20 protein-coding genes are annotated in these 22,534 nt (G+C 64.4%); 13 read left to right on the top strand and 7 right to left on the bottom strand.

Annotated features, from left to right (window positions below; translation table 11 throughout):
• Positions 1–12 precede the first annotated feature (12 nt).
• Positions 13–1,503 (bottom strand): sodium-independent anion transporter, encoded by a 1,491-nt coding sequence (locus C0606_07210; protein ID PLX38025.1) that lies wholly within the window; start codon positions 1,501–1,503, stop codon positions 13–15.
• A gap of 371 nt (positions 1,504–1,874) precedes the next feature.
• On the opposite strand from C0606_07210, the gene sppA reads away from it, so the two are divergent.
• The 5 genes from sppA to C0606_07185 all read left to right on the top strand — a co-directional run bounded on the left by sppA (position 1,875) and on the right by C0606_07185 (position 6,538).
• A complete protein-coding gene (gene sppA / locus C0606_07205; GenBank protein ID PLX38024.1) occupies positions 1,875–2,867 on the top strand; it encodes a signal peptide peptidase SppA in 993 nt (330 codons plus the stop codon).
• A gap of 12 nt (positions 2,868–2,879) precedes the next feature.
• A complete protein-coding gene (locus C0606_07200; protein ID PLX38023.1) occupies positions 2,880–3,185 on the top strand; it encodes an integration host factor subunit beta in 306 nt (101 codons plus the stop codon).
• A gap of 147 nt (positions 3,186–3,332) precedes the next feature.
• Entirely contained in the window at positions 3,333–3,677 is a 345-nt protein-coding gene (locus tag C0606_07195) for a DUF1049 domain-containing protein (protein ID PLX38022.1), read from the top strand.
• Between the two features lie 81 nt (positions 3,678–3,758).
• Complete coding sequence (locus C0606_07190; protein ID PLX38021.1) at positions 3,759–4,562, top strand: pentapeptide repeat-containing protein; 804 nt, start codon at positions 3,759–3,761, stop codon at positions 4,560–4,562.
• Positions 4,563–4,738: 176 nt separating this feature from the next.
• Positions 4,739–6,538 carry a hypothetical protein gene (locus tag C0606_07185; GenBank protein PLX38020.1) on the top strand — a complete coding sequence of 600 codons (1,800 nt, stop codon included), beginning with the start codon at positions 4,739–4,741 and terminating at the stop codon, positions 6,536–6,538.
• 168 nt (positions 6,539–6,706) lie between these two features.
• Here C0606_07185 and C0606_07180 read toward each other — a convergent pair whose 3' ends face one another.
• Positions 6,707–7,405 (bottom strand): NnrU family protein, encoded by a 699-nt coding sequence (locus C0606_07180; GenBank protein PLX38019.1) that lies wholly within the window; start codon positions 7,403–7,405, stop codon positions 6,707–6,709.
• Between the two features lie 77 nt (positions 7,406–7,482).
• Between C0606_07180 and C0606_07175 the strand changes: the two genes are divergently transcribed.
• The gene (locus C0606_07175; GenBank protein PLX38018.1) at positions 7,483–8,616 is read left to right on the top strand and encodes an ammonia monooxygenase; all 1,134 of its coding nucleotides are present in this window, start codon (positions 7,483–7,485) and stop codon (positions 8,614–8,616) included.
• Positions 8,617–8,750: 134 nt separating this feature from the next.
• Complete coding sequence (locus C0606_07170; protein ID PLX38017.1) at positions 8,751–9,314, top strand: class I SAM-dependent methyltransferase; 564 nt, start codon at positions 8,751–8,753, stop codon at positions 9,312–9,314.
• Positions 9,315–9,362: 48 nt separating this feature from the next.
• On the opposite strand, the gene C0606_07165 is transcribed toward C0606_07170, so the two are convergent.
• Together C0606_07165 and C0606_07160 are read right to left on the bottom strand one after the other, a co-directional pair.
• Positions 9,363–10,220, bottom strand: a complete 858-nt coding sequence (locus C0606_07165) for an S-adenosylmethionine-dependent methyltransferase (GenBank protein PLX38016.1) — start codon at positions 10,218–10,220, stop codon at positions 9,363–9,365.
• A 13-nt stretch (positions 10,221–10,233) separates the two neighbouring features.
• Complete coding sequence (locus tag C0606_07160; protein ID PLX38731.1) at positions 10,234–11,412, bottom strand: aminoacetone oxidase family FAD-binding enzyme; 1,179 nt, start codon at positions 11,410–11,412, stop codon at positions 10,234–10,236.
• 119 nt (positions 11,413–11,531) lie between these two features.
• Between C0606_07160 and C0606_07155 the strand changes: the two genes are divergently transcribed.
• Positions 11,532–12,020 (top strand): DNA repair protein MmcB-related protein, encoded by a 489-nt coding sequence (locus C0606_07155; GenBank protein PLX38015.1) that lies wholly within the window; start codon positions 11,532–11,534, stop codon positions 12,018–12,020.
• 41 nt (positions 12,021–12,061) lie between these two features.
• Here the strand turns inward: C0606_07155 and C0606_07150 are convergent, their stop codons facing one another.
• Both C0606_07150 and C0606_07145 read right to left on the bottom strand, forming a co-directional pair.
• Positions 12,062–12,619: a two-component system response regulator gene (locus C0606_07150; protein ID PLX38014.1), complete on the bottom strand. Its 558-nt coding sequence runs from the start codon at positions 12,617–12,619 to the stop codon at positions 12,062–12,064.
• A 245-nt stretch (positions 12,620–12,864) separates the two neighbouring features.
• Entirely contained in the window at positions 12,865–14,199 is a 1,335-nt protein-coding gene (locus C0606_07145; GenBank protein ID PLX38013.1) for a two-component sensor histidine kinase, read from the bottom strand.
• A 243-nt stretch (positions 14,200–14,442) separates the two neighbouring features.
• Here C0606_07145 and C0606_07140 point away from each other — a divergent pair, with 243 nt between their 5' ends.
• From C0606_07140 to C0606_07125, 4 genes are all read left to right on the top strand, one after another.
• Positions 14,443–16,065, top strand: coding sequence for a polyhydroxyalkanoate depolymerase (locus C0606_07140; GenBank protein PLX38012.1), 1,623 nt, complete (start codon positions 14,443–14,445; stop codon positions 16,063–16,065).
• 116 nt (positions 16,066–16,181) lie between these two features.
• A complete protein-coding gene (locus tag C0606_07135; GenBank protein PLX38011.1) occupies positions 16,182–16,583 on the top strand; it encodes a hypothetical protein in 402 nt (133 codons plus the stop codon).
• A 250-nt stretch (positions 16,584–16,833) separates the two neighbouring features.
• On the top strand, positions 16,834–17,682 hold the full coding sequence (locus C0606_07130) for a hypothetical protein (GenBank protein ID PLX38010.1): 849 nt from the start codon (positions 16,834–16,836) through the stop codon (positions 17,680–17,682).
• Between the two features lie 136 nt (positions 17,683–17,818).
• Entirely contained in the window at positions 17,819–19,036 is a 1,218-nt protein-coding gene (locus tag C0606_07125; GenBank protein PLX38730.1) for a multidrug transporter, read from the top strand.
• Between the two features lie 33 nt (positions 19,037–19,069).
• Here the strand turns inward: C0606_07125 and C0606_07120 are convergent, their stop codons facing one another.
• The gene (locus C0606_07120; protein PLX38009.1) at positions 19,070–21,253 is read right to left on the bottom strand and encodes a penicillin-binding protein; all 2,184 of its coding nucleotides are present in this window, start codon (positions 21,251–21,253) and stop codon (positions 19,070–19,072) included.
• Positions 21,254–21,475: 222 nt separating this feature from the next.
• Between C0606_07120 and C0606_07115 the strand changes: the two genes are divergently transcribed.
• The gene (locus C0606_07115) at positions 21,476–22,513 is read left to right on the top strand and encodes an acyltransferase (protein ID PLX38008.1); all 1,038 of its coding nucleotides are present in this window, start codon (positions 21,476–21,478) and stop codon (positions 22,511–22,513) included.
• Positions 22,514–22,534: the final 21 nt, after the last annotated feature.

The raw sequence follows: 22,534 nt of genomic DNA, 5'->3' as shown, positions 1-22,534 counted from the left end.
TAGCAGAAAAGATCAGTGCCCGAGCAGTTTCTCGAGCGCGCCCGGCTTGTCGTGGATCGCAAGCCTGTCGACGATGGTTTCCGACGCTTCGTTCATGCCGATGATATCGACCTCGGCGCCTTCGCGGCGGAATTTCACCACCGCCATGTCGAGCGCGGACACCGAAGAGATGTCCCAGATATGCGCGTGGCTGACATCGATGGTGACCTTCTCCGGCACCTCGCGGAAGTCGAGACCCTTCATGAAGTCCTCGGTCGAGGCGAAGAACAGCTGCCCCTCGACGCGATAGGTGCGGTGGCGCCCGTCCGGGCTGATCGTCGTGGTGATGCGGAAAAGCTGCGCGATCTTCCAGGCAAAGAACAGCCCGGAAAGCAGCACGCCGACCAGAACGCCGATCGCCAGATTGTGCGTGTAGACGACGAAGAACACCGTCGACAGCATGACGATGGACGACGAGCGCGGATGCTCGCGCAAATTCTTGATCGAGCTCCACGAGAAGGTGCCGATCGACACCATGATCATGATCGAGACGAGGGCGGCCATCGGAATGCGGCCGACCACATCGCCGAGCACGACGACGAAGAACAGCAGGAAGGTGCCGGCGGCAAACGTCGACAGCCGACCGCGCCCACCCGATTTCACGTTGATGATCGACTGGCCGATCATGGCGCAGCCCGCCATGCCGCCGATAAAGCCGGTCATGGTGTTGGCGAGCCCCTGGCCGATGCATTCCTGATTGCGGTCCGACGCCGTGTCGGTGAGATCGTCGACGATCTGCTGCGTCATCAGGCTCTCCAGGAGGCCGACGACGGCGACCGCGAGCGAGTAGGGGAAGATGATCTGCAGCGTCTCGAAGGTGAACGGGATGTCGGGGATGAGGAGCACCGGCAGCGTGTCCGGCAGCTCGCCCATGTCGCCGACCGTGCGCACGTCCCAGCCGAAAGAGACGGTCAGCGCTGTCAGCACGACGATGGTGACGAGCGGCGAGGGGATCGCCTTCGTCAGGCGCGGAAACAGATAGATGATCGCCAGCCCCGCCGCGACCAACGCAAAGGTCAGCGGCGGCACGCGGGTCGGGTCGAGTTCGGGCAACTGCGCGACGAAGATCAGGATGGCGAGCGCGTTGACGAAGCCGGTGATCACCGAGCGCGACACGAAGCGCATCACTGAGCCGAGCCTCAGCACGCCCGCGCCGATCTGCAGCACGCCGGCAAGCACCGTCGCGGCGAGCAGATACTGCAGCCCGTGATCGCGCACGAGCGTGACCATCAGTACGGCCGTCGCCGCGGTTGCCGCAGAGATCATGCCCGGCCGCCCGCCGGTGATCGCGGTGATGACGGCGATCGAGAACGAGGCGTAAAGGCCGATCTTCGGGTCGACGCCGGCAATGATCGAAAACGCGATCGCTTCGGGGATCAGCGCCAGCGCGACCACCAGGCCCGACAACAGGTCGGCCCGGATGTTGCCCGTCCACTGGTTCCGATAGTGCGAGAGAGAGATCATGAGCGGTCCAAAATATGATTGCCCGAGGCAGCGCGGGCGCCCCGGCCAATCAGGAGGGATTGTGTGGTTGATCCGACGGTTCGGCAGCCGGAAGAGCCATCCGGGCGGTTCCCGGATCCATTCGTTGCGCTCTCATACAATGTTGCGCTGCAGAAAACAAATCGCCGACGAGCGCTGCGGAAGTTGACCTTGCGGAAGCGATCAAGGGAGCAGAAGACGCCATTCCTCGCGAAATATCGAAGTGCGCTGCAGCAAATCGCGCCGGTGCGGCCGGCAAATTGGTCCGCAGCGCCGATGATCCCTTGCGGAGCGCCTGACTTCCTGCTAACCCATTGGCTTACCGTTTATTTTACCAAGGGGCCCCGGTCGATATGACCCTCGACGCCGACATGCTTGTCGACAGACGCCGCCTGCGCCGCAAGCTCACGGTCTGGCGCATCGTCGGCATTGTCGCGCTGATCGGGTTCGTCATCGCGCTCTTTTACGCCTTCGCCGCGGACTCCGATCTGGTCACCAAGCATCGCGCCCATATCGCCCGCATCAGCGTGACCGGCGTCATCATCGAGGATCGCAAGCGCCTCAAGTTGATCGAGAAGATCGGCAAGTCGGATTCGGTCAGCGGTGTCATCGTGTCGATCAACAGCCCGGGTGGCAGCACCACCGGCGGCGAACAGCTCTACAACGCCCTGCGCGATCTCGCCGAGAAGAAACCCGTGGTCGCCCAGATCGGCACCGTCGGGGCCTCGGCCGGTTACATGACGGCGCTTGCGGCCGACCATATCGTCGCCCATCGCACCTCGCTGACCGGCTCGATCGGCGTGATCATGCAGTATGGCGAGTTCAGCGACCTCCTCAAGACCCTCGGCATCAAGTTCGAGGAGGTCAAGAGCAGCCCGCTGAAGGCGGAGCCGACCTTCTTCAAGCCGACCAGTCCGGAAGCCCGCGCTATGCTGCAGGGGCTGGTAACCGATTCTTATGACTGGTTCGTTGGTCTGGTTGCCGAACGCCGGGGCTTCGCGCAGGATGCAGCCGGAAAGCTCGCCGATGGTCGCGTGTTCTCCGGCGCCCAGGCGCTCGATGCGCGGCTGATAGACGCAATCGGTGGCGAGAAGGAAGCCGTCGCCTGGCTTGAGAAAGAAAAGGATGTCGCCGAGGACCTGCCGATCCGGGATTGGAAGGTTGACGGGCGATTTGAAGATTTGTCGTTGTCCGAGACCGTCGCAGCGATGATAGTGCGTGCAGTCGGCGGGGAAATCGCTGAACTTGGTGGCGGTATCGCCGCATCAATGCGCGACAAGGTTGTGCTTGACGGTCTTGTGTCACTTTGGCAGGCTGAAACCGCAGGGAAAAATGCGGCAGAGTGAGGGGGGAGCTCGATGATCAAATCAGAGCTGGTGCAGCGGATCGCGAACCAGAATCCGCATCTCTACCAGCGAGATGTCGAGAATATCGTCAACGCGATTCTCGATGAGGTCATGGCCGCGCTGATGCGGGGCGATCGGGTCGAATTGCGGGGCTTCGGGGCGTTTTCCGTCAAGAACCGACCGGCACGCGTCGGCCGCAATCCGCGGACCGGTGACAAGGTCTCGGTTTCGGAAAAATACGTTCCGTTCTTCAAGACCGGCAAGGAAATGCGCGAACGCCTCAACGGCGGCGATGCCGGCGACGACGACGACGAGTAGGTTCTCCGCTCCGGACCGCGGATCCGTCGCGTTACAGACGTTTTCTCGACACGTTCATCGTTGTATGATGCCGTTCGCCCGCTACGAAATGGTGGCGGGGTCTTTTGTTTGCGGGCCCGTCCCGCGTGATCATACAGGGAATGTCCGGTGAAGAATTTGGGTCTGGCGATCATCATCGCACCGATTAGCCTGATCGTCGTTGTCCTTGCCGTGGCCAACCGCCACCCCGTGACCTTGTCTCTCGATCCGTTTGCGACCGATACGCCGGCGCTGGCAGTCACGGTGCCGGTTTTCTGGCTGTTTTTCGCCACGCTCGCGCTCGGCATCATCCTCGGCGGCGTCGCTGTCTGGCTGCGTCAGGGCAAATGGCGCCGCGCGGCGCGCCGCAACCGGTTCGCAGCGTCCCGCGCCGAACGTGAGGCCGAGGCGTTGAAGGAACAGGTGGCACCGAAGACCGCGCTGCCCGCGCCGGGTTCACGCAAGGCGGCGTAGTCCGGCCGCGCCGCGCAAGTCGATTTAACCGCCGATCCGGGAGACCCCGATGGGCTCCGGCGAGCTTGGGAGGCGTGTTCAATGCGATACCAGCACAAGGCCATCGGCCATTTCGGCAGCTCGGTTCGACGAGTCATCCTGGCAGCGATCCTGTCGCTGGCGGGGCTGACCGCCGCGCCGGCAGCTGAAGACCCGGCCAAGGCCTGTGAAGCCCCCGTCGCCGGTGCCGATTTGCGGAAATGTTCCTTCCAGGGCCGCAAGCTCGCCAAAATTGATCTGCACGGCGCTGTCCTCGCCGGCGTCGACCTGTCGAACGCGACCCTCACCGACTGCGACCTGACCGGCGCGGATCTGCGCGGCGCCAATCTCAAATGGGCCAATCTGAGCGGTTGCCGCATGCGCCGGGCGGACCTGTCGGGCGCCGATCTGTTCCATACCCGCCTCGACTATGCCGACATGTCGGATGCCAATTTGCACAAGGCCTTCATGTTCGGCACCGACCTCAACTATGCCCGTCTCGACAACGCCGATCTGAGCGGCGCCAACATGAAGGACGTGCTGATGGAGGAAACCCGCTTCCGCCGGGCGAACCTTTCGGGCGTCTACATGCTGCGCGGTGTCATCATCGGCTCGGACTTTCGCTGGGCCACATTGCGCAACGCCGACCTTACCGGCGCCAGTGCCGAGGAATCCAATTTCTCCGGCGCCGATCTCTCCGGCAGCAAGTTGACCGGCACCCGGCTGATCTCGACCCGCTTCGTCGGCGCCCGCCTCGATGGCGTCGACGTGCGCAACGCGATCTTCAAGGACACTGATTTCCGCGGTGCGGTCCATCTGCCCGAAGAGGTCGAAAAGCGCCTCGGCGAGCGCTGGCGGGCCAACTAACCCCGGTGCCGGCGCCGCCCGACGACGGGTGTCTTCCTGTCATCGATCTGTTGTCTCTCGCCGCGATGGTGATCACCACCGCGTGAACAGACCTGCGTCGGTTCGCCCGGCACTGTGCAAGTGCGGCTGACTTCCGCTAGGGTAGCGGAAAGGGCGATTCTATCGAGGGAAACGGTATGGAACGGGTTATCCTTGGCGTCGTCGCGTTGCTGATCGGCGTCTTTCTTCTCCTGCGGGGGAGCAGCAGCTCGGAGGAAGCGCCAACAGGCGGCAATCGCTTCACCGCACTGGTCGCCAAGCTCGGCCGGCGCGGCATCGGTATCATCCTCACGCTGTTCGGCTTTTTCCTGCTCGCCTCGACGTCGTTCATCTACGTCAACGCGAACGGTGTCGGGCATCTGAAGCGCATCTACGCCTTCAACGAATTGCCGCAGGGCCGCATCGTCGCGCTAGCCGGCGAAAAAGGCCCGCAGGCACAGATCCTCGGTCCCGGTTTTCATTTCATCCCGCTGGTCCGCGTGCTCTACGACTATGAGGAATATGGCGTCATCACCGTGCCGGAAGGCTATTACGGGCAGTTGCGCGCGCTCGACGGCGCGCCGATGCCGGCCGGCATGTACATCGCGCCGACCATCGCCGACGACAAGCTCGGCGAGATGCTGAACGCCCCGTTCTTCCTGAAGAACGGTGGCATCAAGGGGCCGCAGGAAACCGTCATGAAGCCCGGTCAGTATCGTCTCAATCGTTATCTCTGGGGTATCAAGATCGATGAGCAGACCGAGGCGACGGTGATCCCGAAAGGCTTCGTCGGCGTCGTCAAGTCGAACGTCGCCCAGCCGAATGCGGTCTGCAAGGAAGAGGAAGTCTCGACCGATGCCACGCGTGGCGCGCTGACGGTGCCGCTGGTGCCGCCCGGCTGTGCCGGCATCTGGAAGGACCCGCTGCTGCCCGGCGCCTACTATCTCAACCGGCGCGCCTACGAGGTGACCCTAGTCGACGTGCGCGTGCAGACCTGGGAGTACAAGGGCGGCTACGTCAAACGTATCATCGATCTGTCGGTCGATCAGGAAGGCAACATCAAGCAGGTCGAGCGTCAGGTCACCGAACAGACGCCTGAAAGCGCCGCCGACCGTGCGGTCTTCGTCAAGGTCGAGGGCTGGGATATCCCGCTCGAGCTGCGCGCCCTCGTGCAGGTCTCGCCGGATCACGCGCCGATCGTCGTCGGCTCCGTTGGCGGTCTCGACGAGATCGAGGACCGGATCCTGACGCCGGCCATTCGCTCTATCGTGCGCAACGTTGCCGGTTCGACCGTGCGGGTGCCGATCAAGAACCCGGACGGCACGATCAAGGAGCCGATCGAATATGAGGTTCGCCTCACCCGCGTGCTCGACCTGATCGAAAACCGCGAGGCGTTGGAAGAAACGATCGAGACCAAGATCAAGATCGAAGGCGCCAAGGCCGGTGTCGACATTCGCGAAATCCGCCTCGGCGAACCTGCGATCCCGCCGGAACTGCTGGTCTCGCGGCTGCGTGTGCAGCTCGCCGATCAGCTCTCCAAGGCATATGAGCGCGAAACCGACGCGCAGCAAAAGCGCATCGAGACCGAGCAGGCCCGCTCGACCGCTAACGAGCAGCCGCGTCTGGTGCAGGCGCAGATCGCCGTGCAGGTCGCCAATCAGCGCGAAAAGGAACGCGAAGCGCTCGGCCGCGCCGAACGCAAATACCTGGAAGAGCTTGCCAAGGGCCAGATGGCGCAGGCGACCGTGCTCGGACAGGATCGCGTCGCGCTCCTGCAGGCGCTGGAAAAGACGCTGGCGAGCCTCGAACGCCGGCCTGAGCTTGTGCAGATCGTCGGCAAGCTGGTGCCGAACACGGTGGTCGGCGGCAGCGAGGGCGGCCTCGCCGGTGCGGCCGCGATCTTCGGCTCCAATTTCGGCCAGGCGGCGCGGGAAATCCCCGCGATGCAGCAGAAGTAGATCGGCTGACGGCCAAATGGCATTTCGCAATGCGCGGGCGGGGACGACGGTTCCCGCCCGTTTCTTTTGCGTTGTGAAGGCGCGTCAGCCTTCTGTTTGCTCGCGTTTTCTTATCCAAAAAGTCTGCCGACTTTTCGCTGACACGGACCTTCGGTTTGGCGAAGCGGTTTACCGCTCGACCCACCAGAACACGGGGTCCATGCCGAACAGCCATTGGTGGCCCGGCACGACGAGAAGCAGCAGCACCACGATCGCTGTGGCGGCAATCGCGATCGCGAGCGGCGCATCGAACCGCGGCCGCCGTCCGCCGCTCACCATGCCGATGAAAGGCAGATTGGCGGTGCCCTCGGCAAGCTCCGCCCAGCGTTCCGCTCCGAGAAGCCTCTTCTTGCGCTTGTCGACGATCAGCGTGCCGAGCATTGCGAACGCCGCGAGCGTCCCGAACAGCACGATGCCGACCAGGTCGCCATTGGCAACGGTGTGGGCAAGTGCCCAGAGAGCGAGGCCCCACAGAACCGGATGGCGGGTCAGCGCCAGCACCGCGCCCGCGCTGCTGTCGGCGCCGGCACGGAAGGTGACGGAGAGAATGTTGCGGGTCAGCGAACCGGCGATGAAAAGCACGAAGCCGAGCGGCACCAGCACGAGCGCCAGCCCCGCCTGCCACGGCGCCGGGTCCCAGACCTGTTCCGACGGCGCCCGCCAGGCAGCGAAGATCAGCCACGCGAGTAGCCCCGTCGACATCACCGAATAGCCGACGATGTAGCTACGCTCGCCGATTGCCTCGGTCGCTGCGCGGCGCACGCCGGGCCGCGTCGGGATGACGTGGGCGAGCAGAAAGACGAAAAGGGCGAGGAAGAACTCGGTCATGGCGGGAAACTAGCAGCGCGCACCGCTGACCGTCTTGCCTTTCGCGCATTCCCTTGCCCGCACTCACCAAATCTCCGATGATTGCCGCCCGTCGCTTGCTTGCGGCGGTCCCGAGACCCTCAGCGCCCGCTAGAAGGGCCATCCCCGGAACGAAGTTCATGCGGCTCCCGGCCCTCGATCCTCGGCGCCTTGGCGCGATCCTGCTGACGCTGGCGATCGGCGCCGCCGGCGGGGCCGCGGCCGCGTCGTTCGACGTGCCAGCCGGCTGGCTGATCGGCGCCGCCGTTGCCGTCACCATCGCCGCGGTGTCGGGCGTCGATACCTCGATCCCGCCGCGCCTGCGCGACCTTGCCTTCGTCTCCATTGGCCTGTCGATGGGGTCCGGCGTTTCGCATGAGACGATTACCGAGAGCGCCCGCTGGCCGCTGAGCCTCGTCATGGTGGTTGTCTGCGTCGCGGTCATCATCGCCGCCGTCTACGCCTATCTGCGCGTCGTCAACCGCTACGACCGCGGTACCGCGCTGCTCTCCGCCGTGCCGGGCGTGCTCAGCTACAATGTGGCGCTGGCGCTCGAAGGCTACGGCGAAGCGCGCACCGTCGCGCTGGTGCAAAGCATCCGCCTCATCGTGCTGATCACGACCGTGCCGCTGTTCGTCGATCTCGTGTCTACCGTCGGACCGCAGCCTGACCGGCCCATCATGGCGCCACTTGCCATCGTTGGTGTGATCGTCGCCGGCTTTGCCGCGGGCGCGCTGTGCGCGAAACTGCGCATCCCCGCGCCCTATCTGATCGGCGGTATGCTGGTCAGTGTTGGCGCCCATCTCACCGACACCGTAGTCGGCGGCCTGCCGCTCTGGCTGGTCGCGCCGGGCTTCATCATCACCGGCTGCCTCACCGGTAGCCGCTTCGCCGGCATCACCGGGGCGGAACTGCGCGCCGCCGTCGGTGCCGGCGTCATGGTGATGGTGGTCGCGAGTCTGATCTCGGCGGCGTTTGCGCTCGCCGTCGCGGTCCTGCTGGCGATGCCCTTCGGCCAGGTCTGGGTTGCCTTTGCGCCCGGCGGCGTCGAGGCGATGGTAGCCATCGCGCTATCGCTCGATCTCGATCCGACCTATGTCGCCGCCCACCACGTGCTGCGCTTCGTCGTCATCAGCCTCGCGATGCCGATGATCATTGCCGCCATGCGGTTGCAGAAGCGAGCTGCGGCATAGATTTATTGTGCAATGCACAATGCGTCGCCTGCCGCGAACACGTTTTGCGAGAAAATCCTGTCAAAATACGTTTCAATAGACATTGATCCCTAGAGTCATTAATTCTTCTTCGAAGAGATAGCGATTCTTGGGGAATGTCGAATATGAAAATCCGCGTTATGCCTCGTGAAGCAATTCTGGATCTCCTTGCGCCGGGCTCCGTCGGTGCGGAGATTGGAGTTCATCTCGGGAACTTTTCCGCGCGGATACTGAAGGTGGTGCAGCCTGCCAAGCTGCATCTCATCGATCCGTGGACGGTCTTCGAGGACGAGGGGCACGAAAACTCCTGGTACGGGACCAAGACAGTCACGCAGTCTGAAATGGACCAGCGGCACCAGTCGGTCGTCAAAAGATTTGCGGCGGCGCCTGAGGTTGACGTGGTACGCGATTTCGGTGCTGCCGCCGCGGCGAAATTCGACGACGGCTATTTCGACTGGGTCTACATCGACGGCGATCATTCCTACGAAGGCGTCACCGCCGATATCGCGGCCTATGCCCCCAAGCTGAAGAAAAACGGGCTTCTGCTCGGCGATGATTACGCCATGAACGGCTGGTGGAAGCGTGGCGTCATCGACGCCTTCCACGAGGCGCTTGCCACCAAGGAATTCAACATCGAGTTCAAGATCGGCAACCAGATCGCGCTCAAGAAACTCGTGTAGCCTGCCAATTGCGCCTTGGGCGCCTCGGCTCCAGACAGCCTGTTACCGTCACCCGGCTCTGGCAAGCACCAGATGTCCGGGCACCGCTTCGCCATCCTCATAGCGCACCACGATCGGCCGCTGTTCGAGGCAGTCGAAGCCGTTGGCGGCAAGGACCTCGCGCACGTAAGCCCCGGAATGGGCAAAGCGCTGCTTCGGACCGACCATGTAGGGCCGTCCGGCAAGCGTCTCGTCGGACAACGTCTCGCTGGAAAAGGCGAACAGCCCGCCCGGCGCCGTGACCGCGGCCGCGCCAGCAATGAACGCCTCGATACCGCCGAGATACGGAAGCACGTCGGTCGCGACGACGAGATCCCACGGTTCGTCGCCTTCTTCCAGTGAGGCTTCGAGAAAGGCGACCGCCTCGCCGACATAGAGGTCGTCATAGACCTCGCGCTCGTCGGTCATCTCGATCATGGTCTCGGCGAGATCGACGCCGGTCAGATGATCGCACCGGTCGTGCAGATATTCGCCGGCAAGCCCGGTGCCGCAGCCGAGATCGAGCAGGCGAGAAAACGTGCCCGGCAGTGAGTGTTTGGGCGCGCATTCGCCGAGAATGTCCCGCACCATTTCCGGCACGTGATAACCCAGCTGGTCGACGAGAATGGCGTCGAACATCTCCGCATGCTGGTCGAACAGAGTGGCGACATAGGCGTCGGGCGCCTTCGGCGGCGTGTCGCCGCGCCCGAGGGCTGCAAGCCGCACCGCCGCGCCGCCGTGGTCCGCCGGGTCGAGCCGCAGCACCTCGCGCCAGCCCTCCGCCGCGCCCTCGATGTCGCCGGCCTTTTCCAGCGCCAGCGCCTTCTCGTAGGCTTCGGCGAGCGCTTCTTCGTCGAATTCGTACTCTTCCGCGTTGTCTTCCGTCATGCCGTTTTGCCCTTCAGGCAACCTGTCCCGCCGCCCAGCCGGACGACCAGGCCCATTGGAAATTGTAGCCACCAAGCCAGCCGGTGACGTCGACCGCCTCGCCGATGAAATAGAGCCCCGGCACCGCCTTCGCTTCCATCGTCGCGGAATTGAGGTCGCGCGTGTCGATGCCGCCGACGGTGACTTCCGCCGTGCGATAGCCCTCGCTGCCGGTCGGCTTGATGCGCCAGGCGTTGACCGCCGCGTCGATGGCCCTGAGCCGCTTGTCGCCGAGATCGGCGATGTTGCCGCCGGTGCCCGTCGTTTCCTCGACCATGACGGCGAGCCGCTTCGGCAGCGTGCTGGATAGAACCGTACGCACTGCCTGCCGCCCGTTTTCGCTCCGCGCGGCCTTCAGCAATTCGAAGATATCCGTGCCCGGCGCGAGCGTGAGCACGATCTCGTCGCCCTCGCGCCAGTAGGACGAGATCTGCAGGATCGCCGGGCCGCTGAGGCCCCGATGGGTGAACAGCACGGCCTCGGCGAAACGCGTCTTGCCGTGGGCGACGACGCCGTCGACCGAGACGCCGGACAGCGGCGTCATTGCCTCCTTCAGGGCGTCGCCGAAAGTCAGCGGCACGAGGCCGGGCCGGAGTTCGGTGACGCGAAGGCCGAACTGCTCCGCCAGCCGGTAGGCGAGGCCGGTCGCGCCCATCTTCGGGATCGACTTGCCGCCGGTCGCGACGATGAGCGACGAGGCTCGCACCCGTCCGCCCGAATGCGTGACGACGAACCCGTCACCCTCCCGTTCGACCTTTTCGACCGAAGTCGCGAGCGACAGGCGCACGTTTGCCTCCGCCATCTCGTCGGTCAGCATGGCGACGATCTCGGTCGCCGAGCCGTCGCAGAACAATTGCCCCAGCGTCTTTTCGTGAAAGGCGATGCCGCGTTTCTTCACTCGCGCGATGAAGTCCCCCGCCGTGTAGCGTTTCAGCGCGGAGATGCAGAAGCGCCGGTTCTGCGACAGATAGCGGTCGGGCGCGGCGAAGAGATTGGTGAAGTTGCAGCGGCCGCCGCCGGAGATACGGATCTTCTCGCCCGGCGCGCGCGCATGGTCGAGGACGAGCACCGAGCGGCCGCGCCGTCCGGCTTCGATCGCCGCGAACATGCCGGCGGCTCCGGCGCCAAGAATGACGACATCGACGGTGTCCACGACGAGACGATCCGGTTGGAGAAGACTGAAGGCGGGGTAATCGCCCTTGGCCGCGAGGTCAAACAAAACCCGCGCCGACGCCGGCGCGTACCTTGCTTTTGCAGAACAAATGCCGAACAATGTCGCCCGACAACGAGATCGCCATGTGGACCACAAACCCGCTCACCATGCCCGCCGACGGCCGTCAGTCGGACAATGCGCTGACCGTGCAGCGCGGCGTCGGTCGCCTGCTGCGCCGGCATGATTTCGCCTGCGTGCCGGAATTCACGCTCGCCTCGGGCCGCCGCGCCGACCTGATCGCGGTTGGCCGCAAGGGCGAGATCTGGATCGTCGAGATCAAGTCGTCGCTGGAGGATTTCCGCGCCGACAACAAGTGGCCGGAATACCGCGCCCATTGCGACCGGCTGTTCTTCGCCACCTTGCCCGGCGTGCCGCTGGAGATCTTTCCCGAGGATGCCGGTCTCATCCTGTCCGATGGCTACAGCGCCGATTTTTTGCGCGAGGCACCGGAGCACAAGCTCGCCGGCGCGACCCGCAAAAGCCTGATGCTGAAGCTGACGCGCGTCGCCGCAAGCCGGATCCACGATCTCGCGGATCCGAGCATCTAGGCGCCTGCTTCAGGAAAAATCAGGGAAAACCGGAAGCCTGCTCAGCGCGGGGCGCGCTTGGCGAGGATGCGCTGCAGGGTGCGACGGTGCATGTTGAGCCGCCGCGCCGTTTCCGAGACGTTGCGGTCGCACAGCTCGTAGACCCGCTGGATGTGTTCCCAGCGAACGCGGTCGGCCGACATCGGGTTTTCCGGCGGCGGGGCCTTGTTCTCGGGGTCGCGGGTCAGCGCGGCGAACACCTCGTCGGCATCGGCGGGCTTTGCCAGATAATCGATGGCACCGAGTTTCACGGCGGTCACCGCGGTCGCGATATTGCCGTAACCGGTCAGCACCACGACGCGCGCGTCGGGCCGCTTGCTGCGCAGCGTCTCGACCACATCGAGGCCGTTGCCGTCGCCCAGCCGCATGTCCACCAGCGCATAGGCCGGCGGGTTGCCGTCGACCTGAGAGATGGCGTCCTGAACGGATTCCGCCGTCGCAGTCACGAAACCGCGCTTCTCCATCGCCCGGGCAATTCGGGTAAGAAACGGCTTGTCGTCGTCGACAATCAGCAAAGAAGTGTCGTCGCCGACCACGGTCATTTCTGACTCGTCATTCATGGTGCCGCGCTCCCGTGCTTCCTCCACCAACCGGTCTCCGTTTCTTGTCACGCTATTTTAGCATATGCGCATAATTTATACTTATACTCAGTTGCAAGTCCGGAGCAAGCGTTGCCCCATTCGGGCAGCGCGAATTACCTTGGCTTCAGCCCCGTTCTAAGCATTTTGTCGGCCAAAGGAAAGACAACGGCACCTTTGGTTTCCGGCGCGGGCAAGGTTTTTTTGGCGTCTTCTGGTGCCTTCGCCTAGCGCGTGCGGGTGTCCCAGCTGGTCTTGGTGCGCTCCATCGCGGCCCGGGGCCAGACAATCTCGGCGACCGCGCCGGTTTGCTGGCCCGGTCGGTTGCGCCAGGTGACCCGGGCGCCGGATCGCTCGAGCAGGGTCTTGGCGATGAACAGCCCGAGACCGAGCCCGCCGCCGGTGCTTTGCTCGGCCTCGCTCTGCCGCGAACGCGTGGTGACATAGGGGTCGCCGAGCCGGTCGAGCACGCCCGGCGCAAAGCCTGGCCCGTCGTCGCTGACAGAGATCTTCACCTCGCTCTCGTTCCAGTAGGCCTTGATCATGACCTTGCGACGGGCGAAGTCGACGGCGTTTTCGACGATATTGCCGAGGCCGTAGAGAATGCCCGGATTGCGCTGCCCGATGGGCTCCGCGCCCTCTTCGTCGACGATTTCGATCGTGATCTCGGTGTCGAAATCGCGGTGCGGGGCAACCACTTCCTCAAGCAGTTGCGACAGCGGCATGCGGCCGATGTGGTCGCTCGGATCCGCCGACAGCGACGACAGCCGCGACAGGATTTCCCGGCAGCGGCTTGCCTGCGAGGCGATCAGGGCGATGTCCTCGGCCAGTTCGTGATCGTCGGGCAGTTCCCGCCGTACTTCCTTTGCTGTCAACACGATGGTCGCGAGCGGGGTGCCGAGCTCGTGCGCGGTTGCTGCCGCCAGACCGTCCAGCGCCGAAAGGTGCTGTTCGCGTTCGAGTACCAGTTCGGTCGCCGCCAGCGCTTCGGCGAGCTGCCGGCCTTCGTCGGCGATGCGGAAGGTGTAGATCGCGGTGAAGGCGAAGCCGAGCGCCAGCGCCAGCCAGTTGCCGACGATCAGCAGGCGGGGGAACTCGAACGGAATGCCCTCTGGCCACGGCAGCGGAAAATGGAAGAAGGCGAGCAGGCAGATCGTGATGAACGACAGGACCGCGAGAAACACCGTGCTGCGCGGCGGCAGCGCGGCCGCAGAAACCGTGACCGGCGCGATCAGCAACAGCGCGAACGGGTTGGTCAGACCGCCGGTCAGGAACAAAAGGCCGCCGAGCTGGGCGATGTCGTAGGCGAGCAGTGCCGAGGTCCAGCCCTCGGTGAGCCTCAGGCTCGACGGATAGCGGATCTTCAGGAACAGGTTGAGCCAGACCGACAGCGCGATCAGCCCGAAACACCACAGCGTTGGCAGCGGGAATTGCAGCCCCTGCGCGACAATCAGGACGGCGGCCGCCTGACCGACCACGGCCAGCCAGCGCAGCCGCACCAGCGTGTCGAGCCTGACCTGCAGGCGGGATGTATGGTCGTGAGGATCGAGAAGTAGGCTCATTCTTTTCGCTATCCGCCTGCCGGATGGGGCGCGCCGAACCGGCACGGCCCTTCGCTTCTGTCGCCGTTATATCGGTTTTGACGCAAAAGCCGAACACAAGTCGCACCGCGTCAGGTTGGCCGGCGGACGGCCTCTTGCCCCGCCATTTGCCCAAACCGGCGGGAAAACCCGGGTTAAACCTCCGTTTATGTTGCCGGCTCGCCCTTTCGAGACTATCGTGCAACAAACGTGTTGCAGTGCGGCATGTCTTTACTGCTCTGCAATAGCGACGGAATCACGCGACAGGCGAGGGTTGACCACGTGCCGTATTATCACCTCTACGAGATCAACCACGCTGTGCTGGCGCCGATGCGGGCCGCCGCCGACGTGACCAAGCTCTACTTCAAGAACCCGTTCAATCCGGTCTCCAACACGCCGTTCGGTCGCAGCATGGCGGCCGCCTGCGAGGTGTTCGAACGCACCACGCGGCGCTACGGCAAGCCGGAATTCGGGCTCAACGAGACGGTGGTCAACGGCGTTCGGGTTCCGGTGCGCGAGCAGGTCGTTTGGGAACGCCCGTTCTGCCGGATGGTGCATTTCGAGCGCATGGTCAGCCAGCCCAAGCCGCAGCCGAGCATCCTCGTCGTCGCGCCGATGTCGGGTCACTACGCGACGCTGCTGCGTGGCACGGTCGAGGCGCTGTTGCCCGATCACGATGTCTACATCACCGACTGGGTCGACGCGCGCATGGTGCCGATGACCGACGGTGGCTTCGATCTCGACGATTATGTCGACTACATCGTTTCGATGATGCACCTGATGAAGGGCGACGTGCATGTGCTTGCCGTCTGTCAGCCCTCGGTGCCGGTGCTGGCCGCGATGGCGGTGATGGAAGCTGCCGGCGACCCGTATGTGCCCCATTCGATGACGCTGATGGGCGGTCCGATCGACACCCGCGTCAGCCCGACGGCGGTCAACGATCTCGCCCAGGCAAAGGGCATGGACTGGTTCCGCCGCAACGTCATCATGAAGGTGCCGTTCCCGCATCCGGGCTTCTGGCGCGACGTCTATCCGGGCTTCCTGCAGCTCTCCGGCTTCATGGGCATGAACCTCGACCGCCACATGAACGCCCACCACGAATTCTACAATCACCTCATCGAGGGTGACGGCGACTCCGCCGAGAAGCACCGCGAGTTCTACGACGAGTATCTTGCCGTGATGGACCTGACCGCCGAGTTCTATCTGCAGACCGTCGAGACGGTGTTCATCGAGCACTGGCTGCCGAAGGGCGAGATGATGCATCGCGGCGAGCGGGTCGACACGACCAAGATCCGCAACGTGGCGCTGTTCACCGTCGAAGGCGAGAAGGACGATATCTCCGGCGTCGGCCAGACCGAGGCGGCCCAGCATATCTGCCCGAACATCCCCGATGCCCTGCGCGCCCATTACGTGCAGCCCGGTGTCGGCCATTACGGCGTTTTCAACGGCTCGCGCTTCCGCTCCGAGATCGCCCCGCGCATCGCCGATTTCGTGCTGACCCACAACAACAACCGCCCGTCGTCGGGCACCAAGCCGGCTCCGCTGGCCGCAAAGCCGGTCAATGGCAATGGCGCCATGACCTCGCCGGCGAAGGTTGAGAAGGCGGCGAAACCCGCGAAACCGGCCGCCAAGCCGGTCAAGGGTGCGAAAGCCGACGATCTCACCCGCATCAAGGGCGTCGGGCCGAAGATCGCCGACCAACTCGCCGAGGCCGGTATTTCAAGCTTCGCGCGGATGGCTGAAATGAGCGCCGACGACTGGGCGCCGATCGAGGAAAAGCTAGGCTTCAAGGGCCGCGCCGGCCGTGAGAACTGGAGCGCCCAGGCGCGCGATCTCGCCGCTGGCTGAACTGGCGGCTGACCTTCCTGCCGATCTGGCGGCGACGATCTGCTGTCCGGTTTTTCCTTGAAAACCGTTAACCGCGTTCCCACGTCTTGGTCATCGTGATCAATGTGGGGACGAACATGACACACACTACCGCGATCCGTCCTGAGTGGACGCCTGTTACGGTTGGCCTGATGGTTCTGGGCTTTGTGGTCTTCTGGCCGCTCGGCCTCGCCATGCTTGCCTATATCCTGTGGGGCGATCGCATTCACGAAATGGTCCGCGATGCCCGCGGTCAGTTCAATGCGCCGCGCGCGCATCGCCGTTCCGGTTGCAGTCACAGCCGCCGTACCGGCAACGTCGCTTTCGATGAGTATCGCGACGCCGAACTGAAGCGGCTCGAGGAAGAACGTCGCCGTCTCGATGAGATGCGTGCCGAATTCGACGCCTACATGGCGGATCTGCGTCGCGCCCGCGACAAGGAAGAGTTCGACCGCTTCATGTCTGAACGCCGTCCGGCGGGCAGCATGGGCGACGCCTGAACGGACCACCGAACGGCCGGTCCGTAACGGGCCGGCAATGAAAAAAGGGCGGTGCCTCGGCATCGCCCTTTTTCGTCCAAGCGCTTTCCCGAACCGAAGGTCCGCGACTGCGAAAAATTGACGGACTTTTCGGATAAGAAAACGCGTGAAATCATTCAGATAAAGCATGGGGCGCAGATGCCTCGACGCGCGCCAAGCGCACCGCCATCATGGACGCCGACGATTCGGCAAACGGAGAGACAACGGCCCGATGCGACTGTTCGATGCCCTTGGACGCGGCGCGGCAAAGCGCACGGTCAAAGCCCCTGGCAAGGCGACTGGGGGCAAGGCGACTGGGGGCAAGGCGACCGGAGGCAAGACGACCGCGGGCAAGACGGCGACGGTCGAGCGTCTCGTCGTCGAGCTCGACACCGGCCCGGTCACCGTGCGGCTTAACCGCGACGGCCGCGCCCGCCGTATCAGCCTGCGTCTGCCGACCAAGGGCAACGAGCCGGTCGTCACCGTGCCGCCGAAGACATCGAGCGCCGCAGCTCTTGGCTTCATCGAGCGTCATCGCGACTGGCTGGCCGAAAAACTCGCCGCCCGTCCGGGCCTCGTGCCCTTTGCCGATGGGGCGGCCCTGCCGCTGCGCGGTGTCGAGCACCGGATCGAACATCGCGCCGGACGTCGCGGTACCGTGTGGACGGAGGCCGGGGAGGGCGGGCCGCTTCTGTGCGTCGCCGGCGGCATCGACCATCTGCCGCGCCGTCTGACCGACTGGCTGAAGAAGGAAGCCCGCCGCGATCTCGAAGACGCCGTCGCCGCCCACGCCGAACGCCTCGGCAAGCAGCCCGCCCGCATCACCCTGCGCGACACGACGAGCCGCTGGGGCTCGTGCTCGGCGCGTGGTCACTTATCCTTTTCCTGGCGGCTGGTGCTCGCCCCGCCTGAAATCCTCGACTATGTCGCCGCCCACGAAGTCGCCCACCTTGCCGAGATGAACCATTCAAAGCGCTTCTGGGCGATCGTCGCGGATCTCCATCCCGGCACGGAGAAAGCGCGTAAATGGCTGCGCCGTCATGGCCACGCGCTACATGCCTACGGCCACGCCGAAGGCTGACCACCGCCGCCGCCCGCGCCCGTTTTCGGCCCGCCATGCATTTCATTTTGCAAGCTATTCCGAATTGGCGATTGCATTTATGTCGCACCCACGGCAGGGTCTTTGGGTGAATTAGTTACGTTTGGAACTTTCCATCTTGTTGAAGCCCGACACGCTTGCCTTCACCCTGTTGTTGGCCATCCTGACCTCGCTCGGCCCGCTGTCGACCGACATGTATCTGCCGTCGCTGCCAAATATCGGTGCGGCGCTCGACGCGGATCCGTCCTCGGTCCAGCTCACCCTGTCGCTGTTCCTGTTCGGCTTCGCCGCCGGCCAGATCTTCTATGGCCCGCTGTCGGATCGCTATGGCCGCAAGCCGCTGCTCGCCGTCGGTCTCGTCATCTATGCGCTGGCGAGTCTTGCCTGTGCGCTCGCGCCGACCATCGAAATCCTCATCCTCGCCCGTTTCCTGCAGGCGCTCGGCGCCTCGGGTCCGATCGTGCTCGCCCGCTCGATGGTCCGCGATGTCTATGAGGGCAATCGCGCGGGACGCGAACTCGCCCGCATCGGCTCGCTGATGGGGCTGGTGCCGGCGGTGGCGCCGACCATCGGCGGCTTCCTGCAGGCGATGTTCGACTGGCATGCAAGCTTCGTCGGCACGGCGATCTTCGGCGCCGCAGCGCTTGCCGCCGTCCAGTTCCGCCTCGGTGAGACCCTGACGACGCGGCGCACCGATCCGCTCAGCGTCGGCGCGATCCTGCGCTCCTTCAACGGCCTGCTCGGCCACGCCGCCTACCGTGCCTATGTGATCATCGTCTGCGGCACCTTCGGCGGGTTGTTCGCCTTCATCTCCGCCTCGTCCTTCGTGTTGCAGAACGTCTACGGTCTCTCCGAGGTGGTCTACGGCATCTGCTTCGGCCTGGTGGCACTGTCATACGCAAGTGGCGCCTATTTCGCGCAGCGCGTGGTCGGCCGTTACGGCATTGCCCGCCTCGTCGGATGGGGCACGATGCTGAATGCGATCGGTGGTGTCGCCATGGCGCTTGCCGTCGCCTTCGGACCGGGCCACGCCGCTGAAATCGTCGTGCCGATGATGGTCTATATGGTCGGCCTCGGGATCTCCATGCCGCAGGCGATCGCCGGCGCGCTGATGCCGTTCCCGGATCGCGCGGGGGCCGCGTCGTCGCTGATGGGGTTCCTGCAGATGATCTCGGCGGGCGTGCTCGGCGTCGCCGTCGGCCACTTCATCGGCGAATCCGCCTGGCCGCTCACCGCGACCGTGCTGATCATGGGGCTCATCACCTACGGGACATTTCTGGTCACCCGCACGACGCGGCAGAGCCACGGGCCGCTGCCGACCCCGCATGGCGACTGATATCGTCGCCGGCGCAACGTCGTAGAGCGTGACTTACCCGCCGAACAGCCTTTGCAACAGACCGCGTTCGTTCGGCCGCGGCATAACGTGCTCGCTGCGCGCATTCTGCGGTGAGCGCTGCGGCGTCGGTACGGTCCCGGTCGGGACATCGCCCACCTCCGCCGTCATCGCATCGCTGTCGTCGAGCCGGTAGTTGCCCGGCAGGTCGGCGATGGCGAGGTCGCGATTGGCTTCCTTCATCACCTCGGCCCAGATCTCCGCCGGCAGAGACCCGCCGGTCGCCCGCTTGGTCGGGCTGTTGTCGTCGTTCCCGAGCCAGACGCCGGCCGTGTAATAGGCCGTGTAACCGATGAACCAGGCATCGCGGAAATCCTGGCTGGTGCCGGTCTTGCCGCCAGCCGGCATTTCGCCGAGCGAGGCCTTCTTGCCGGTGCCGCTCTCCAGCGTCCGTCGCATCATCGCGTTCATCATGCCGATGTGCTCGGCCGCCACGATCTTTCCGATGCCCGAGCCGGCACGCTCGTAGAGCACCTTGCCGCCGGCGGTATGGATGCGACGGATGACATAGGGCATCACGCCGTAGCCGCCGTTGGAAAACGGCACATAGGCTGCGGTGATCTCGAGCGGCGTCACTTCCGATGTGCCGAGCGCGATCGACGGCGTTGCGTTCAGCTTCGAGGCGACGCCGAGCCGGTGGGCGGTACTGACCACGCGCTTCGGCCCGACCTCATAGGCAAGCCGCGCCGCGACCGTGTTGAGCGACATCGACAGCGCCTTTGCCAGCGTGACGTTGCCATAGTGCTTCTTGGTGTAGTTCTTCGGGCTCCAGCCCTTGATCGTGATCGGCGCGTCCTGGCGCACGGTTTCCGGCGTCATGCCGCGTTCGAGCGCGGCGAGATAGACGAACGGCTTGAAGGCGGATCCCGGCTGGCGATGCGCCGAGACAGCACGGTTGAACTGGCTCTGGCCGTAGTCGCGCCCGCCGACCAGCGCCTTCACCGCGCCGCCCGCATCGAGCACCACAATCGCGCCTTGACCGACATTGAGCTTGCCGCCCTTTTCCGAAAGCGCGTTGCGCAACACCTTCTCGGCCGAATTCTGGAGCGTGCTGTCGACCGAGGTGTCGACGATGATGTCTTCATCAAGCGAACCGACGTAGCTCGGCAACTGATCCATCACCCAGTCGGCGACATAGTTCTCGCTCGCCGAATTGTGCCGGCTGGTCACTGTCGCCGGCGCCGCCCTGGCCTGCTTCACCTGCTTGGCGGACAGATAGCCGGCGTCCTGCATGGCCGCCAGCACGGTCTGCGCGCGGGCGTCCGCCAGATCGGGATTGCGTGTCGGCGAGTAGCGCGACGGCGCCTTCAGAAGACCGGCGAGAACGGCGGCCTCGGCGACGGTCACCTGGCGCGCCGACTTGCCGAAATAGCGCCGTGCGGCGGCATCGACGCCATAGGCGCCGGCGCCGAAATAGACCCGGTTCAGATACATCTCCAGGATTTCTTCCTTGGAGAATTTCGCTTCGAGCCACAGCGACAGAACGACTTCCTGCATCTTGCGGCGGAAGGTGCGCTCGGGCTCGAGGAACAGGTTCTTGGCGAGCTGCTGGGTCAGTGTCGAGCCGCCCTGGGTTAGCCGTCCCTTGGCGAGATTGACCGCCATGGCGCGGCCGAGGCCAATCGGGTCGATGCCGAAATGGTAGTAGAAGCGCCGGTCCTCGATCGCCATAACCGCCTGCATCATGTGCGGCGGCAATTGTTCGAGACGCACCGACTCGCCGCCGGTATCGCCGCGATTGGCGACCAGCTTGCCGTTGGCGTCGACGATCTTGACGTTCGGGGGCCGTTTCGGCACCGCCCATTCCGAGGTCGGCGGAAGATGGGCCGCGTAATAGGCGAGCATGCCGACGAAAGCGATGCCGCCCCACAGCCCGGCAACGAGGCCCCAATAGACCGTACGCTTGAACAGGCGGCCGAAAAATCCGCCACCGCCGGAAGACGACGAGCCGCGCCGCTTGGCCCGCTTCTTCGGTGCGGACCGTGCCGTCGTGTCGGCCGCGGGTGCGGAAGATGTGCTCTTGCGGCCGCGCTTGCGCCGCGTGCCGTGGCTGCTTGCCCGGTCCGCTTCGCTAAGGCGCAGATCGAGGCTGCCGTCGCGCGCGCTGTCGTCATCAAGCCGCGGTTCGACCCGTTCCTGTCGTCTGGAACGTCTCGCCATGCCGTAAATCCCCTTCCGACCGTGGATCCCAATTCGAGTCGGCCCTGCCAATGCAGGCTAAATGTGGCGATTTAAGAGGCGGTTAAGTACGCGGTTCCTGCGGCCCTCCGCCATTAAGGTTACCAATCGATAAATGGCGCCCTTAACGACTCGCCGGGCTCAGTTATGCCAAGGTGTTAGCGGGTAAGGGCGGGGCGTGTCCCTGAACGGAGGCGCTCCGAAATGGTTAATACGCGGATCGACTGGGTCGATTATGCGAAGGGTTTTTGCATCATCGCCGTCGTGATGATGCATTCGACGCTCGGCGTCGAGAAGGCCGCTGGTGCGGAAGGTTGGCTGCATGCCGTAGTCGACTTCGCGCGGCCTTTCCGCATGCCCGACTTCTTCCTCATCGCCGGCCTGTTTCTCGCCCGCGTGATTGATCGCAACTGGCGCGACTATCTCGACCGCAAGGTCGTGCACTTCGCCTATTTCTATGTGCTCTGGCTGACCATCCAGTTCGCCTTCAAGGCGCCGGGGATCGTTGCCCAGGGTGGCGTCGATGCGGCCGTATCCAGCTATCTGATGGCCTATCTGAGCCCGTTCGGGACGATGTGGTTCATCTACATGCTGCCGATCTTCTTCGTCGTCACCAAGCTGACGCGGAGCCTGCCGTGGTGGACCGTCGGCGGCGTCGCGGCCGTGCTGCACGTCCTGCCGCTCGAAACCGGCTGGTATATCGGCGATCAGTTCGCCGAGCGCTTCGTCTTCTTCTACACCGGCTACGCCTTCGCGCCGCTGATCTTCCGCATCGCCGCCTGGGCGAAGGAGTCCTGGCTCGAGGCAACCGCCTTGATCCTGGTGTGGGCGAACATCAACGGCTGGCTCGTCTTCAGCCACCTCGGCGAACATTCGATGGCCGATCTTCCCGGCATCAATCTGATGCTCGGCATGTTCGGCGCGGTGGCCGTCGTCACCGTCTCGGCTCTGTTGTCGAACCTGCGCTGGATGAGCGTGTTGCGCTATTGCGGCCAGAACTCGATCGTCATTTATCTCGGCTTCTTCCTGCCGATGGCGGTCGCCCGCGTGATCTTGCTGAAATTCGCGCCGTTCCTCGATCTCGGCACGATTTCGCTGATCGTCACCGCCGCCGGTGTCATCGGTCCGCTGGTGCTGTTCTGGATGGTCCGCAACACCTGGTTCCGCTGGCTCTTCGAACGTCCGGCCTGGGCCCGTCTCGGCCCGCCGCGCCGCCGCGAAGTCGCCGTGCCGGCGGAATAGGAAAGGGCTTTCCTCGGGTCG

This window comes from Hyphomicrobiales bacterium (assembly GCA_002869065.1).
Lineage (GTDB): Bacteria > Pseudomonadota > Alphaproteobacteria > Rhizobiales > Rhodobiaceae > Rhodobium.
This window is presented reverse-complemented; position numbering and strand designations above follow the sequence as displayed.

Bases quoted from the DNA above. Each gene is read 5' to 3' on its own strand.
- C0606_07155 (PLX38015.1), top strand. From the start codon at position 11,532: ATGTCGCCCGACAACGAGATCGCCATGTGGACCACAAACCCGCTCACC.
- C0606_07120 (PLX38009.1), bottom strand. From the start codon at position 21,253: ATGGCGAGACGTTCCAGACGACAGGAACGGGTCGAACCGCGGCTTGAT.
- C0606_07165 (PLX38016.1), bottom strand. From the start codon at position 10,220: ATGACGGAAGACAACGCGGAAGAGTACGAATTCGACGAAGAAGCGCTC.
- C0606_07170 (PLX38017.1), top strand. From the start codon at position 8,751: ATGTCGAATATGAAAATCCGCGTTATGCCTCGTGAAGCAATTCTGGAT.
- C0606_07115 (PLX38008.1), top strand. From the start codon at position 21,476: ATGGTTAATACGCGGATCGACTGGGTCGATTATGCGAAGGGTTTTTGC.
- C0606_07130 (PLX38010.1), top strand. From the start codon at position 16,834: ATGCGACTGTTCGATGCCCTTGGACGCGGCGCGGCAAAGCGCACGGTC.
- C0606_07185 (PLX38020.1), top strand. From the start codon at position 4,739: ATGGAACGGGTTATCCTTGGCGTCGTCGCGTTGCTGATCGGCGTCTTT.
- C0606_07175 (PLX38018.1), top strand. From the start codon at position 7,483: ATGATTGCCGCCCGTCGCTTGCTTGCGGCGGTCCCGAGACCCTCAGCG.
- C0606_07180 (PLX38019.1), bottom strand. From the start codon at position 7,405: ATGACCGAGTTCTTCCTCGCCCTTTTCGTCTTTCTGCTCGCCCACGTC.
- C0606_07135 (PLX38011.1), top strand. From the start codon at position 16,182: ATGACACACACTACCGCGATCCGTCCTGAGTGGACGCCTGTTACGGTT.
- C0606_07190 (PLX38021.1), top strand. From the start codon at position 3,759: ATGCGATACCAGCACAAGGCCATCGGCCATTTCGGCAGCTCGGTTCGA.
- C0606_07140 (PLX38012.1), top strand. From the start codon at position 14,443: ATGTCTTTACTGCTCTGCAATAGCGACGGAATCACGCGACAGGCGAGG.
- C0606_07210 (PLX38025.1), bottom strand. From the start codon at position 1,503: ATGATCTCTCTCTCGCACTATCGGAACCAGTGGACGGGCAACATCCGG.
- C0606_07150 (PLX38014.1), bottom strand. From the start codon at position 12,619: ATGAATGACGAGTCAGAAATGACCGTGGTCGGCGACGACACTTCTTTG.
- C0606_07200 (PLX38023.1), top strand. From the start codon at position 2,880: ATGATCAAATCAGAGCTGGTGCAGCGGATCGCGAACCAGAATCCGCAT.
- C0606_07145 (PLX38013.1), bottom strand. From the start codon at position 14,199: ATGAGCCTACTTCTCGATCCTCACGACCATACATCCCGCCTGCAGGTC.
- sppA (PLX38024.1), top strand. From the start codon at position 1,875: ATGACCCTCGACGCCGACATGCTTGTCGACAGACGCCGCCTGCGCCGC.